Source organism: Hymenobacter sp. ISL-91 (assembly GCF_018613725.1).
Classification (GTDB): domain Bacteria; phylum Bacteroidota; class Bacteroidia; order Cytophagales; family Hymenobacteraceae; genus Hymenobacter.
In genome coordinates this window covers 166,004-180,422 of record NZ_JAGGPS010000008.1, presented here as the reverse complement: position 1 = coordinate 180,422, position 14,419 = coordinate 166,004, and the positions used below count along the sequence as shown (strand labels likewise).

At 62.7% G+C, this 14,419-nt stretch carries 11 protein-coding genes and 1 riboswitch; of the genes, 6 read left to right on the top strand and 5 right to left on the bottom strand.

The genetic code is table 11. The features are described from left to right. Position 1 precedes the first annotated feature (1 nt). From J7E24_RS04350 to metH, 5 genes are all read right to left on the bottom strand, one after another. Positions 2-529 carry a hypothetical protein gene (locus tag J7E24_RS04350; RefSeq protein WP_215135506.1) on the bottom strand — a complete coding sequence of 176 codons (528 nt, stop codon included), beginning with the start codon at positions 527-529 and terminating at the stop codon, positions 2-4. 52 nt (positions 530-581) lie between these two features. Next, positions 582-1,160: an energy transducer TonB gene (locus tag J7E24_RS04345; RefSeq protein WP_215135504.1), complete on the bottom strand. Its 579-nt coding sequence runs from the start codon at positions 1,158-1,160 to the stop codon at positions 582-584. Between the two features lie 259 nt (positions 1,161-1,419). After that, positions 1,420-1,881, bottom strand: coding sequence for a tetratricopeptide repeat protein (locus J7E24_RS04340; RefSeq protein ID WP_215135502.1), 462 nt, complete (start codon positions 1,879-1,881; stop codon positions 1,420-1,422). Positions 1,882-2,078: 197 nt separating this feature from the next. Next, positions 2,079-3,035, bottom strand: a complete 957-nt coding sequence (gene metF, locus J7E24_RS04335; protein ID WP_215135500.1) for a methylenetetrahydrofolate reductase [NAD(P)H] — start codon at positions 3,033-3,035, stop codon at positions 2,079-2,081. Positions 3,036-3,144: 109 nt separating this feature from the next. Continuing rightward, positions 3,145-7,446: a methionine synthase gene (gene metH / locus J7E24_RS04330; RefSeq protein ID WP_215135499.1), complete on the bottom strand. Its 4,302-nt coding sequence runs from the start codon at positions 7,444-7,446 to the stop codon at positions 3,145-3,147. 68 nt (positions 7,447-7,514) lie between these two features. After that, positions 7,515-7,627: riboswitch (SAM riboswitch) on the bottom strand. A gap of 191 nt (positions 7,628-7,818) precedes the next feature. Here metH and J7E24_RS04325 point away from each other — a divergent pair. The 6 genes from J7E24_RS04325 (at position 7,819) to J7E24_RS04300 (ending at position 14,320) form a co-directional block, all read left to right on the top strand. Further along, the gene (locus J7E24_RS04325) at positions 7,819-8,970 is read left to right on the top strand and encodes a PA14 domain-containing protein (protein ID WP_215135497.1); all 1,152 of its coding nucleotides are present in this window, start codon (positions 7,819-7,821) and stop codon (positions 8,968-8,970) included. 83 nt (positions 8,971-9,053) lie between these two features. Further along, positions 9,054-10,037, top strand: coding sequence for an SDR family oxidoreductase (locus tag J7E24_RS04320; protein WP_251047012.1), 984 nt, complete (start codon positions 9,054-9,056; stop codon positions 10,035-10,037). 134 nt (positions 10,038-10,171) lie between these two features. After that, positions 10,172-10,768 (top strand): gluconate 2-dehydrogenase subunit 3 family protein, encoded by a 597-nt coding sequence (locus J7E24_RS04315; RefSeq protein ID WP_215135495.1) that lies wholly within the window; start codon positions 10,172-10,174, stop codon positions 10,766-10,768. Positions 10,769-10,824: 56 nt separating this feature from the next. Continuing rightward, the gene (locus J7E24_RS04310) at positions 10,825-12,501 is read left to right on the top strand and encodes a GMC family oxidoreductase (protein ID WP_251047011.1); all 1,677 of its coding nucleotides are present in this window, start codon (positions 10,825-10,827) and stop codon (positions 12,499-12,501) included. Positions 12,502-12,670: 169 nt separating this feature from the next. Next, positions 12,671-13,411 (top strand): alpha/beta fold hydrolase, encoded by a 741-nt coding sequence (locus J7E24_RS04305; protein WP_215135493.1) that lies wholly within the window; start codon positions 12,671-12,673, stop codon positions 13,409-13,411. 90 nt (positions 13,412-13,501) lie between these two features. Beyond that, positions 13,502-14,320, top strand: a complete 819-nt coding sequence (locus J7E24_RS04300) for an aquaporin (protein ID WP_215135491.1) — start codon at positions 13,502-13,504, stop codon at positions 14,318-14,320. Positions 14,321-14,419: the final 99 nt, after the last annotated feature.

Genomic DNA, 14,419 nt, shown 5'->3' with positions numbered 1-14,419 from the left:
GTTAGGGCTGCTTAACGGCCTCGCCCAGGTCTTTCACGTCGCGGCTGGTTTCGAGGGCCGTAAACTCGGTTTGCAGGGCCCGGATGTGCAGCTCGTCGCGGCCTTTTATGTCGAGGCGCACAGCCCGGAACTGGGCGTTCAGCTGGCGGCTAATGGCCGTGGCGTAGTCCCAGTCGCGCTGGGTCCATTGTTTGCGGCGGGCGCGCACCTGCTGCATAAACTGCACAAAAGCCGGCTCGATGGTAGCTGACGTAAGGCTGCCGATGGCGGAATACGACCCCAGCAGCTCGTTGCTGAAGGCCTGCTCGGCGGCGGGGTCGAGGGGCTGGCGGTTACGACTGCGCGAAACGGAGTCGAAGCGGGCCGCGCGGCGGCCGGCTACGCGCAGCTTGTCGGCGGCGCGCTCGGCCAGCGTATCGAGTTTCTGGGTTTCTCTCTCCACCACCTCCTGCCGCTCGCGCGGGGTCGAGTCGCAGGAAGAAAGCAGGCTGGCAGCGGCCAGCAGCGAAAGCAAAAGGGGCGTTTTCATGCCCCAAGGTAAAACTTGTCGGGCATAGTGTGGCTACCAACGGCCCGTTGGCTTAGCGCCCGGCCATCCGGAAAGTGAAGGGCACATCAACCTTCGATACTACAGCGCGGCTGCCCACCCGGGCCGGAATCCACTGGTCGGGGATGCTGCGGGCCACGCGCAGGGCCTCCTCATCGCAGCCCGAACCGATACCGAGCAGCACCTGCTGGTTGCTGGCGCGCCCGAGCGTATCAACGGTAATCGTGACGATGACGCGGCCCTGCACGTTTTTGGCCGCGGCTGCGGTCGGGTAGCTGAGCCGGCTTGTATAAGCGGCCAACGCGGGGTCGGCGCCGATAAAGAACACCGGATGGGTTAGTCGCGCGCGGCTCCACTCGCCGCTGGCCGTCTGCACCGGGTACAGCACGTCATCGAAAGGCCGAAAAAAAACCAGCCTGCCGGCCGTGTGATCGTACTTCTGGACAATAACCTGAGAGCCGTCGCGGGTGCTGGCGTAGTATTCCCACTCGCCTACCTTCTCGCCTTTTTCTATTAGGCCGCTGCCGGCAGCTGTTTTGCGCAGCTTCTGGGCCGGGGCCGAAAATGACTGCAGCAAAATGAAGGATAGAGCAAAAAGGAAAGCGTGTTTCATAGCAGTGGGACGGACAGGGCGGGAAACCGAAAGACACCGCTGCTACCAGCGTTTATCAATCGTATGTACAAAGAAAAACATTTCTTTAGTACAAATCCGCTCCCACCTATTGCTAGTTTAGACTGAGTGCCGTGAAAATGCTCAAACAGCAGATAAAGTTCTCAAAAATATCGTTTTTAACCAGCATTTAATATTCGCGCCAAGTAGTAAACGCCTAATTCACAGTCAATAATTTCGCACAAAAATACAATTCTCTCTCTTACTCCAATTCCTCGCGCAAGGTGCGCAACTGTGCCTGCAAACCGGGCCAGGCAGGGCAAATCTGCTCGATGCGCTGCAGCACCCGCAACGCACCGCGCGCGTCGCCGAGGGCCCGCAGCATAAGCGCCTGGCCCGATAGCGCCCCGAAGTGGCGGGGCTCGCGCAGCAGGGTTTCGCGCACGTCGCGGAGGGCCGCTTTGTATTCGCCCCGCAGAAAGTAGGCCGTAGCGCGCTTGTTCCAGCCTTCGGCGTAGTCGGGAGCTGTTTCGGTGAGAAAGGTGAATTCCTGAATGGCCAGCCCATAGTCGCCGGCCGAGAGGGCGCGGGTACCGGTTTCGAGGCGCTTATCCAGCAGCGGGTGGCCGGCCGTCAGCCAGATTTGCCAGATGCCATCCTGCAGGGTTTCAATTTCGGCCGGCGCCGTGGCCTCGCGCAGGCGGCTGAACAGGTCGTCGAGCATGAGGCGGTAAAGTAAAAGGGTGAGAGGGCGAGTTGACGGTCAGGCTGCCTTGTTGGTGGCAAGTATAAAGAACGTCATTCAGAGCGTAGCGAAGAAGCTCGCGTGCTGACGTTGCCATAGTATAACAACGTGAGCGTGCGAGATTTTTCGCTACGCTCTGAATGACGTTCAACTCAGCATTTCCCCGGCCCATCACCCTAGAACAGCGCGGCCGCCACCTGGCGGATGCTGTCGGATTTGCCCATGCTGTAGTAGTGCAGGCAGGGTACGCCGTGGGCCATCAGCTCGCGGCTCTGGTTGATGCACCATTCGAGGCCGATCTGGCGGGCGGCGGCGTTGTCGGGGGCCAGGTGCACGGCGTCGGCCAGTTCTTCGGGCAGGTTGAGGTAGAAGGAGCGCGGCAGCATGGTAAGCTGGCTTTTGGTGGTGAGGGGCTTGAGGCCGGGGATAATGGGCACCGTAATGCCGGCTTCGCGGCAGCGCCGCTCGAAGGCAAAAAATTGCTCGTTATCAAAAAACATCTGGGTCACGATGTACTCGGCCCCGCGGTCGACCTTGTGCTTGAGGTAGCGCAAATCGGCCCCGTAGTTGGGCGATTCGAAATGCTTTTCGGGGTAGCCGGCCGTACCGATGCAGAAGTCGGTGGCCCAGGTATCATCCTGCTCCTCATCCAGATACGCACCTTTGTTGAGGTCCGAAACCTGCCCAATCAGGTCGCAGGCGTAGCTGTGGCCGTCGGGCTCGGGCACGAAGCGGCCTTCGCTCTTGATGGGGTCGCCGCGCAAAGCCAGCACGTTGTCGATGCCCAGAAAGTGGAGGTCGATGAGGGCATTTTCGGTTTCCTCCTTCGTGAAGCCCCCGCAAATCAAATGGGGCACGGTGTCCACGTCGAAGCGGTTTTTGATGGCCGCGCAGATGCCCACCGTGCCGGGCCGCCGCCGCACGGTTTTCTTTTCGAGCAGCCCGTTGGGGTGCTGGCGGTACACGTACTCCTCGCGGTGGTAGGTCACATCAATAAACGGCGGCCTGAACTCCAGTAGCGGCTCGATATTGGTGAAAAGCGTCTGGATGTTCTCGCCCTTTTTGGGCGGCAGCACCTCGAAGGAAAACAGGGTTTTGCCTTCGGCGCGGGACAGGTGTTCGGTTACTTTCATTGGGCTTGTGTTGTCGTGCTGGCGTGGCGCCTCACCCCCCGGCCCCCTCTCCGAAAAAGGAGAGGGGGAGCCTGACGAAGGTATTTTCACTGTTCAGGCTTGGGCAGGGCTAGTTGAGGGCGGCTTTGATTTCGCTCACCACGGATTCCAGTTGCTCGATGACTTGCTCATTGGGAAAGCGCAGAACCCGATAGCCAAGTTCTTCCAGCAAAGCCGTTCGGCCGGTATCGTAGTCCTGCTGGTCGGGTTCGTAGTGCCCACTGCCGTCAACTTCCACAATCAGCTTAGCAGCGATGCTCACAAAATCAACGATGTAGCGGTCAATGCTGTGCTGACGGCGAAATTTTGGCCCAGCTTGGCCACCACGCAAAGCCTGCCACAATAGCCGTTCGGCTTCCGTCGGTTCCTGTCGCATAGCGCGGCTCCTACCCTTCAGATTCAGCTTGCCATACTGCCGCTTGTCCGCCGTCAACGCCGAATCCTGCAAAGCCGCCTGCCATCTGGAATCAGACGCTTGGCTCCCCCTCTCCTTTTTCGGAGAGGGGGCCGGGGGGTGAGGCGCCACGTTGCCCGGTGCTACCACCACCGGCTCGTAGTTCAAATTCGGCATCAGCCACCGTTCCAGCTCCGGCAGGGGCATGCGCTTGCGGTTGGCCAGGTCGGCTACCTGGTCCTGGCCCACGCGGCCGAGGCCGAAGTAGCGGGAGTCGGGGTGGGCGTAGTAGAGGCCGCTGACCGAGGAGGCGGGGTACATGGCCAGGTTTTCGGTGAGCTTGATGCCGGTGGTATTCTCGGCGTCGAGCAGGTTGAAAAGGGTAATTTTCTCGGTGTGGTCGGGGCAGCCGGGGTAGCCGGGAGCGGGTCGTACGCCCTGGTACTTCTCCTGAATAAGGTCGTCGTTGGAGAGGCTTTCGGCGGGCGCGTAACCCCAGAACTCCTCGCGCACCCGCTGGTGCAGCCGTTCGGCAAAGGCTTCGGCCAAGCGGTCGGCCAGGGCTTTGAGCAGGATGCTGCTGTAGTCGTCGTGCTCGGCGGCGTACTGCTCCAGCAGCTTCTCGATGCCCAGGCCAGCGGTTACGGCGAAGCCCCCGAGGTAGTCGGCACGGCCGGTTTGTTTGGGAGCCAGGAAGTCGGAGAAGGCCAGATTGGGCACACCAGCCGCCTTTTCGCTCTGTTGGCGGAGGGTGAAGAACTCCGCCTGCACCTGCTGGCGGGCGTCGTCTTGGTACACCTCAATTGTATCGTAACCCACGGTGTTAGCGGGCCAGAAGCCGATGACGGCGCGGGCCGTGAGCAGCTTCTCGTCGATGATGCGGCGGAGCATCTGCTGGGCGTCGGCAAAGAGTTGGGTGGCGGCCTCGCCCACGGTTGAGTCGGTGAGAATGCGCGGGTAGCGGCCTTTTAGCTCCCAAGTCTGGAAGAAGGGCGTCCAGTCGATGTATTCGGCCAGCTCGGCCAGGTCGTAGTCTTCCAGCACCTTGGTGCCCAAAAAGCTCGGCTTCACGATGGGCGTGGTTTGCCAATCGGCCTTGAAGCCGTTTTCGCGGGCGGCTTCAATCGGGAGGTAGGCCTTTTCGCGCTGGCGGCCGGCGTAGTCGTGGCGGAGCTGGCGGTACTCGTCGTGGATGGCGCGGGCGTAGGTTTCACGGGCCGAGCCGAGCAGGCTGGCGGCCACGCCCACCGAGCGCGAAGCGTCGTTGACGTGCACGATGGGCCCCGAATACTGGGGCGCGATTTTCACGGCCGCATGCAGCCGCGAAGTGGTAGCGCCCCCGATGAGCAGGGGCGTTTTCAGGCCGCGCTTTTCCATCTCCTGGGCCACGTACACCATTTCATCCAGACTCGGCGTAATCAGCCCGCTCAGGCCAATCATATCGGCGCCCTGCTTTTGGGCTTCGTCCAGAATGCGCTCCAACGGCACCATCACGCCCAGGTCCACGATGTCGAAGTTGTTGCAGGCCAGCACCACGCCCACGATGTTTTTGCCAATGTCGTGCACGTCGCCCTTCACGGTGGCCAGCAGGATTTTGCCGGCCGTCTGCCGGTCGCCCTGCTGCTTGTCGGACAGCAGATAGGGTTCGAGATAGGCCACCGCCTTCTTCATCACCCGGGCCGATTTCACCACCTGGGGCAGGAACATCTTGCCGGCCCCGAACAGGTCGCCGACAACGCCCATACCGGCCATCAGCGGCCCCTCAATCACCTCCAGCGGCCGGTTCAGCTCCTGCCGGGCCGCTTCGGTGTCCTCGTCGATGAACTCGGTAATGCCCTTAATGAGCGCGTGGGCCAGCCGCTCTTGCACCGGTAAGTCGCGCCATTCTAAGTTGTTAGTTGTTAGTTGTTGGTTGTTAGATTTTTGGCCTTTCACCGTTTCGGCGAAGTCCAAAAGGCGCTCGGTGGCGTCGGGCCGGCGGTTGAGCAGCACGTCTTCCACCAGCTCCAGCAAATGCTTGGGCACCTCATCGTACACGGCCAGCTGGTTGGGGTTGACGATGCCCATGTCTAGGCCGGCGCGGATGGCGTGGTAGAGAAAAGCCGCGTGCATGGCTTCGCGCACCACATCGTTGCCCCGGAACGAGAAGCTGATGTTGCTGACGCCGCCGCTGGTGAGCACGCCCGGCAGGTTGGTTTTAATCCAGCGCACGGCCTCGATGAACTCCACGCCGTAGTTGCGGTGCTCCTCCAGGCCAGTGCCCACGATGAGGATATTGGGGTCGAAAATGATGTCCTCGGCCGGGAAGCCGATGCCCATCAGCAGCTCGTAGCTTCGCTTACAGATGGCAATGCGCCGCTCCAGCGTGTCGGCCTGGCCGTCCTCATCAAAGGCCATGACCACCATGGCGGCCCCGTATTGGCGCACGGTGCGGGCCCGCTGCAGAAATACTTCCTCGCCTTCCTTAAGTGACACCGAGTTGACGATGCTTTTGCCCTGCACGCACTTGAGGCCGGCCTCCAGTACGCTCCACTTTGAGGAGTCGATCATGACTGGCACCCGCGAAATATCGGGTTCCGAGGCAATCAGGTTCAGAAACGTGGTCATGGCCAGCTCCGAATCGAGCATGCCCTCATCCATGTTGATATCGAGCACCTGGGCGCCGCCCTCCACCTGTTCGCGGGCCACGGCCAGCGCCGCATCGTAGTCGCCGGTGCGGATGAGGCGGGCAAAGGCCCGGCTGCCCGTCACGTTGCACCGCTCGCCCACGTTCACGAACAGGCTGTTTTTATCAATGTTGAATGGTTCGAGGCCGGCGAGGCGGGTAGTTGCCTCACCCCCCAACCCCCTCTCCGGGGGGAGAGGGGGGGCTAATTTTAGCTTTTTATTAGCTTCTAGCTTTAAATCTATAGCTAGTTCCCCCTCTCCCCGCGGAGAGGGAGCTAGGGGGGGAGGCACTACCCGCGGCTTGTACCGCCCGGCCAGCTCGCTCAGGGCCGCAATGTGCTCGGGCGTGGTGCCGCAGCAGCCACCTACAATTGTCACGAGGCCTTCTTTGAGGTAGTTCTCCACCACATCGGCGAACTCGCGGGCCGACTCGTCGTAGCCGCCGAAGGCGTTGGGCAGGCCGGCATTGGGATAGGCCGAAACGTGGACGTCGGCGAGGCGGGCCAGCTCCTGCACGTAGGTTTTAAGCTGGTCGGCGCCGAGGGCGCAGTTGAGGCCCACGCTCAGCAGCGGCAGGTGGCGGATGGAGTTCCAGAAAGCCTCCACCGTCTGCCCGCTCAGGGTGCGGCCTGAGGCGTCGGTGATGGTACCCGAAATCATGAGTGGCACTACCCGGCCGCCCTCATCAAAGAACTGTTGCACCGCGTACAAGGCGGCCTTGGCATTAAGCGTGTCGAAGATGGTTTCAATCAGCAACGCATCCACACCCCCATCCACGAGGCCGCGCACCTGCTCGTGGTAGGCGGTGGCCAGCTCGTCAAACGTCACGGCCCGGAAGCCGGGGCGGTTCACGTCGGGCGAAAGCGAGGCCGTGCGGTTAGTGGGGCCGATGGCACCGGCCACGAAGCGCGGCTTATTGGGCGTTAGGGCCGAATACTCGTCGGCCGCCGCCCGAGCCAGCCGCGCCGACTCATAGTTCAGCTCGTACACCACGTGCTCCAGCCCGTAATCGGCCTGGGCAATGGTGGTACCCGAGAAGGTGTTGGTTTCCACCATGTCGGCCCCGGCAGCAAAATACTCGGCGTGGATGCCCCGGATGAGGTCGGGGCGGGTGAGGCTGAGCAGGTCGTTGTTGCCGCGCAGGGGCTTGGGGTGGTCGGCGAAACGGGCTCCGCGGAAATCCTCCTCGGTCAGCGGGTGGCGCTGAATCATGGTACCCATGGCCCCATCGAGCACCAGCACGCGCTGGCGCAGAATGGCGTGCAGGGGCGAAGTAGCGGCGGTAGTGGGGGCGGCGGAAGGGGTAAGCATGGGCTCGGCTGGAAATAGCGGCGACAGAAACGCCTATCCAGAAAGAGCCGGGCACGAGGCCGGTTCCGCACTTATCTTCTTCCAGACCGCCGGGCGGCTTGAAAAGGGAGTTAGCACCTTGTTTGATTTCAGGTTGCTAAGACGTCGTCGGGCCCAATCCCTCGGTCTTTCTGGATAAGTAACAAGGCGAAGATACGGTTGAAAGGCGGAATGGCCAAAGCCGCCGGCCTAAGTACGCACCGGACTCCCAGCACATGCGCTGTACAAACCGGCTGGCTTCCGGGTAACAAATGGCTGGCTTCCGGGTAACAAATGGCTAGCGTTTTCTATCTTTTGGGCAGCACTTATTCTATGTATCTCTTACCCAACGCAATGTCCCAGCCTCTTTATACTACTCTGGCAGTAAGCGCACTATTGTCAGCGGCGCTTACCGGCTCTGCCCAAACCCTTACCCCGCGCGGCCTGACGGGCACTTACTACCAGGGGAAGAACTTCGAGCGGGCTGTGCTCACGCGCATCGATAACCAGCTGGATTTCGAGTGGAAAAAGCGCGCTCCTGCCCCTGGCTTACCGACCGAGCACTTCTCGGTGCGCTGGACGGGCTTTCTGGAAGCGCCCGTAACGGGCCAGTACACGCTGCACCTAACCGTGGACGATGGCGTGCGGGTCTGGCTGGGCGGCAAGCTGCTGTTTGAGTCGTGGAAGGACCAATATTTCACCAACGGCCAGGCTAAAGTGCGGCTGGTAGCCGGCCAGCGCTACGCCCTGCGCGTGGAGTACTACCAAAACGCGCTGGACTCGCGGCTGCTGCTGGCCTGGCAGCGTCCCGACGCCTCGTTGGCCGATTTCTTCGGGGGCCAGTCAGCCATCCAGCCCATTCCGATGCGCTACCTCTGGTCGGCGCGGCCCGTGCGAGTCAGGCTCCCCAACGCGGCCGATTCGGCGGCCTACCTTGCCGCCCGGCTCGCGGGCATCAAAACGACGCCCGTTAAGCCCGCCCAGGTAATCGGGTATCGGCCCCGCACCAGGCCCGCGCCGCTGCGTAATTCCGCCCCCGCCCTGCCCTCGAAGCCTGCGCCCAAACCCACCGTGGCGGCCCGTAAGCTTCCGCCAAAATCTGCCCCAACTCCCGCCCCAGCTGCTGCTGCCGGGCCGGCGCTGGCCGAGCTGGGCAGCCTGGCTAAAGGCGCGGCCCTCACGCTGCCCAACCTGTACTTCATGCAGAGTACCGCCGAGCTACTGCCCGCCTCGCGGCCGGTGCTCGATGAGCTGGCCCAAACCCTGCGCCGCCAACCCGCCCTGCGCCTCGAAGTAGTGGGCCACACCGATAACGTGGGCGACGCGGCCCGCAACCGGCTTTTGTCGCAGCAGCGGGCCCGGGTGGTGCGCCGCTATTTGGTGCAGCAGGGCGTCGACTCGCTGCGCCTGACGGCCGTGGGCTACGGCGGGGCCTACCCGGTGGCCGACAACCGTAACCCCGCGCTGCGGCCCCAAAATCGTCGGGTAGAAGTGGTAGTACGGTAGCCCGGGCGGTGGCTGAGTTGATTTACCCCAACGCCTGTCCCGGTTTCGCGTAAGCCTTACTTCCACCCTATCGAACATCCGCTATGGCTACCAAAAAGACCCCTGCTTCCGCCGACACCTCAAAACCGACCACCAATACAGCCGCCACGCCCGCTGCCAAAAAGGCCGCCCAGGCCGCCGGCCACGCACCCGAGCCGGTACAGCATCCCACAGCCAAAGACATGGCCCAGCATGCTCAAAAGCTGCCATATCCGGCCAAGCAGGCCGATATGGAGCTGCAACCGGGCATGGCCTTCAGCACCTACCGCCCCGCCGGCAAGCTCCAGGACAAAGTGGCCCTAATAACCGGAGCCGACTCGGGCATCGGGCGGGCTGTGGCCGTGGCCTTTGCCATGGAAGGCGCGCACATTGCGGTTCTCTACAACGAAAACACCGTGGACGCCGAGGAAACCAAGCGCCTCGTGGAAGCCCAGAACCGCCAGTGCCTGCTGCTGAAACACGATGTGCGCGAGCCCGAGCAGTGCAAGGAAGCCGTGCGCCGCACCCGCGCCGAGCTGGGCGGCCTCAACATTCTGGTAAATAACGCCGCCTACCAGATGGCCCAGCAGAAGTTCGAGGACATTCCGGAAGAGCAAATCCGGCGCACCTTCGACACCAATATTCTGGGCTACATCTGGATGGCGCAGGCTGCCGTGCCGCACATGCAAAAGCCCGACTGCATCATTAACACCGGCAGTATTGTGGGCATGACGGGCATCCCGCTACTTATCGATTACGCCAGCAGCAAGGCCGCCATCCATGCCTTCACCAAAAGCCTGGCCCTGAACCTGGGCGAGCGGGGCATCCGGGTGAACTGCGTGGTACCCGGCCCGGTCTGGACGCCTAACATTCCGGGCACGATGCCCAAGGAGGAAATTGAGAAGTTCGGCCACGAGGTGGCTCTGGCCCGCCCCGGCCAGCCCGAAGAACTGGCGCCCGCCTACGTGCTGCTGGCCTCGCAGGACGGCTCGTTCATGACCGGCTCGCTGGTGCAGGTAACCGGCGGCAAGCTCAGCAGCGACGATTAACAAGCGCCCGGATTGCCGGCCGGTTTCCGGAGTTCAACCGAAACCCCACTGCAGCTCAACTGTTATCAGCCCAAACCGCCGGGTAAATGCTCCGGCAGTTTGGGCTATCTTTTTCACTTTAGTTTCGCAACCGAATGCCCCATTATCCCGAAGGCACCGTGAGGGCCCTGCTGCAAACCGACCTGGTAACGCCCGCCACCCGGGCGGCGCTGGAGGCCCGGCTAACGGCCCCGGGTGCCTACGAGCCGCAGTTTTTCGACGCCGATACCTACCGGCTGCTGCAGGCCGTAGCCGCCCGCATTTATCCGCAGCCCGACCGCGAAACGCCCATTGCGCTGGCTCCGGCCGTAGATGCGCGCCTGCTGAGGGGCGATGCTGATGGCTGGCGCTATGATTCTATGCCACCCGACCGCGAAGCCTACCGCCTCGGCCTCGGCGGCATCAATCAGGCTGCCGAAGCCCGGTTCCGGCAGCCGTTTGTGGCCCTGGATGAGGCCCGGCAAGACCAGATAATCGGCTTACTGGCCGAGGCCCAGGCGCCTGGCGAAAACTGGCACCAGTTGCCGCAAGACCGTTTTTTTGAGGAGCTGCTGGCCGAGCTGACCGAAACCTACTACGCTCATCCGCTGGCCCAGGAAGAAATCGGGTACGTGGGTATGGCGGATGTGCCCGGCTGGCAGCGCATCGGCCTGAATGAGCTGGAGCCGCGCGAACCGGAAAGGACAAGCTAACGCCTGCCGCCAAACGCCTCTCCCTCACTCCTCCCTCATCACTACTACACTAGCTCATGCCCGACGAAGAAACGCTGGAAGAAGGCGTACTCAACCCGGTTCAGCCCGAAATACAGGACCCGCTGCTGCGGGAGATACTCGAAGAAAACGACCTGCAGGCCGACCCTAGCCGCAACCCGCTGGAGCAGCCCGCCCCCCTACCCGACCCCGATGAGGTAGTAGACTGCCTGGTGATTGGTACCGGTGCCGGCGGAGCGCCACTGCTTGCCCGGCTGGCCCAGGCCGGCCGCCGCGTTGTGGCGCTGGAGGCCGGGCCCCGGCACGACCCCAAAACCGAGTTTGCCACCGACGAAAAAGCCCAGAACTTCCTGTTCTGGAACGATGAGCGGCTGTCGGCTGGCCAGAACCCGGTGGCATTCGGCAAAAACAACTCCGGCATCGGCTACGGCGGCTCGACGCTGCACTATACCGCCTACACACCCCGCGCCCACCGCGGCGACCTGACCCTGCACACCGAGTTTGGGGAGGGGGTCGACTGGCCCTTCGGCATTGAGGAGCTGGAGCCATACTACGAGGAACTGGAGCAGTTTATGGGCATTTCGGGGCCCACTCCCTACCCCTGGGACCCCGGCCGCCGCAAGGGCTACCCGCTGGCACCGCTGCCGCTCAATGGTGCGGCCCAGCTTATGGAGCGAGCCTGCGCCCGGCTTGGCATTAAAACGTCGCCGGCGGCCAATGCGGCGCTGTCGGCGCGCTACTACCAGGAGGGGGTGGGCTGGCGCGAGGCCTGCACCAACCGCGGCTTTTGCCAGGCGGGTTGCAGCACCGGCGCCAAGGCGAGCATGGATGTTACGTTCCTGCCCTTAGCCGAGCAGTACGGGGCCGAAATCCGGCTTGGGGCATACGTAACCGAAATTGAGCGTGACGCTACGGGCCACATAACGGCCGTGGTATACGAGCAGGGCGGGCGCACGGTGCGCCAACGCTGCCGCAACCTGTTTCTGTGCGCCGGGGCCATCGAAACGCCTCGCCTGCTGCTGCTCAATGAGCTGGCGCTGAACAGTGGCCAGGTGGGCAGGCACTTCATGTCGCATGTGGGCATGCAGGTGTGGGGCACTTTTCCCGAAGATATCCGCCCCTATAAAGGTATTCCGGGCGGCCTGATTTCGGAGGACACGCACCGGCCCAAAGACGCCGACTTTGCAGGCGGATACCTCTTGCAAAGTATTGGCGTGATGCCCGTAACGTTTGCCACCCAAATGGTACGCCAGCGCAAGCTCTGGGGCCAGGAGTTACGCGACTACATGCGCAGCTACAACCACATTGCCGGCATCAACGTGCTCGGCGACTGCCTGCCCCACGCCAGCAACTTCGTGGAGCTGAGCGATGAGAAGGACGCCCGCGGCGTGCCCAAGCCCCGTGTGCATTTCACGGCCCAGGAAAACGAGCAGCGCATGAACCGGCACGCCGAGCGCACCATGCGCCAGATTTGGGAGGCCGCCGGCGCTACGGACATTTGGGCGTTTGAGCGCTACGCCCACATCATCGGCACGGCCCGCATGGGTACTTCGGCCTCCGAGGCAGTCGTCGACCCCAACGGCCGCGCCTTCGATGTGCCTAACCTTTACATCTGCGACAACTCGGTATTCCCAAGTGCCCTGAGCGTAAACCCGGCCCTCACCATTATGGCCCTCAGCCTGCGCACCGCCGATAAGTTTCTGACAAACAAGTAGTGGGGCACCACCGCCTGACGCATACTATAGCTGCCTACCAACTGTAAACCAAGCCAACAATCGGCCACGGGGACGGTTCCGGAAGGAGCTGCCCCCGTTGCTGTGTAAGGGCCGGCAGGTTTTGTAGGTCTCCGGCCGTTGCTGGCCCGCTGCCGTACATATGCTCACTATGCCCGACTCTCTCACGTTTATTTGCCTGCACTACTGGGCCGGCGCTGGCCACGAGTTCGACCAGGTGGCCGAGCTGCTTGCCCCCGACTACCAGCTGCTGGCTCCCGACCTGGGCGGTTTTGGCAGCGCACCGGCCCTGCCCGGTGGCTTTACTGTAGCGGCTTACGCCGATGCCGTGGCCGCTTATATTGAGGCCGAATGCCCGGGCCGCTACGTGCTGGTGGGCCACAGCATGGGCGGCAAAATTGCCCTGGAACTGGCTGCCCGCCGGCCCGCCGGCCTGGCCGGTGTGGTGCTGCTGAGTCCTTCGCCGCCCGGCCCAGAGCCCATGACCGACGAAGACCGCCAAGCCAGTCTGCAAGCCTGGGGAAAGTCGGCAGAAGCCGAAAAAACTGTTCGTCACATCACGGCCCGGCCGCTACCCGCTGCCATGCACCGGCAGGTAGTAGCCGACAACCTGGCCAGCTCGCACGCGGCCTGGGAGGCCTGGCTGCTGCATGGCAGCCGCGAAGACATCAGCCCCCGGATGGTGCTTATTGAGGTGCCCTGTGCGCTGATAGCCGGCGACCAGGACGCGGTGCTTTCGCCCTCGGTACACGGCCTCGAAACGCTGCCCCTGCTGCCGGTCGGCACAACGCTCGAAATAATAGCCGGGGCCGGCCACCTGCTGCCCTATGAGTCCCCCGAGGAAGTAGCTGCCCTGCTATACCGTTTCGCCCAGCAACGGAAGCAGGATTGACCCTCGGTGCAGTGGCCACGGCCTTTCGCAGGCCTGCTGATTCGGACACTACGCATCAGAAATCAGTATATCCAACCCCTTGCTTCTCTCGTGCGCCAACCCGGTTTTCTTGCTCATCTGCTGGTATCGGCCAAGCGCCATTGGCCCAACTACCTGGCCGAAGCGGCAGGACTGTTCGTTTTCCTATTTATGGCGAGCCTGATTGCAACGGCCGTTCATTACCCCGGCTCGTGGCTGGCCCGGCAGCTGGTAGGGCAGCCGCTCCTGGGGCGCACGCTTATTGGGCTGGTGGTGGGCTTTACGGTGGTAGTGCTGGTGTACAGCCCCTGGGGCAAGCGCTCAGGGGCTCACCTGAACCCGGCCGTAACGTTGGCCTTCTGGCAGTTGGGCAAAATAAAAACAGCCGACGCATGCTGGTACATACTGGCCCAGGTAGCCGGCGCCCTGCTGGCCGGGCAGGTATTACTGGCGTTACTGGGCCACTATTTCACGCATCCTGCAGTAAACTACGCGCTTACTTTGCCGGGGCCACAGGGGACGGTCGTAGCCTTCGGTGCCGAGTTTGGCATTACGTTCGGCATGGTAGCCGTGCTGCTGCTGGCGCTGCACACCAAGCGCCTCCAGAATCTGGCCGGCTGGCTGCTGGGGGCGCTGCTGGCTTTTTATATTCTCGTCGAAACACCGTATTCAGGCATGAGTCTCAATCCGGCCCGCAGCCTGGGCTCGGCTGTAGCGGCTCACCACTACACGGCTCTGTGGATCTACTTTGCCGCTCCCCTGTTAGCGGCCTGGCTGGCGGCCGTGCTCTTTCGGGTGCTGTTCCGCAACTCGCCCCTGGCGGGCTCCATTCTGGCCGGGCCTGCCACAAGCCCCCTCAATACCGAGCCGCCACAGCACCCGGTAGAATAATCATGGGCAGGTAGTACAAAGAACACCCGGCCCATACACGTTCATCCTGTGCTATATACTCCACGTGGCGAAGAAACCCGTAGGGGCGGGGCTTGCCCC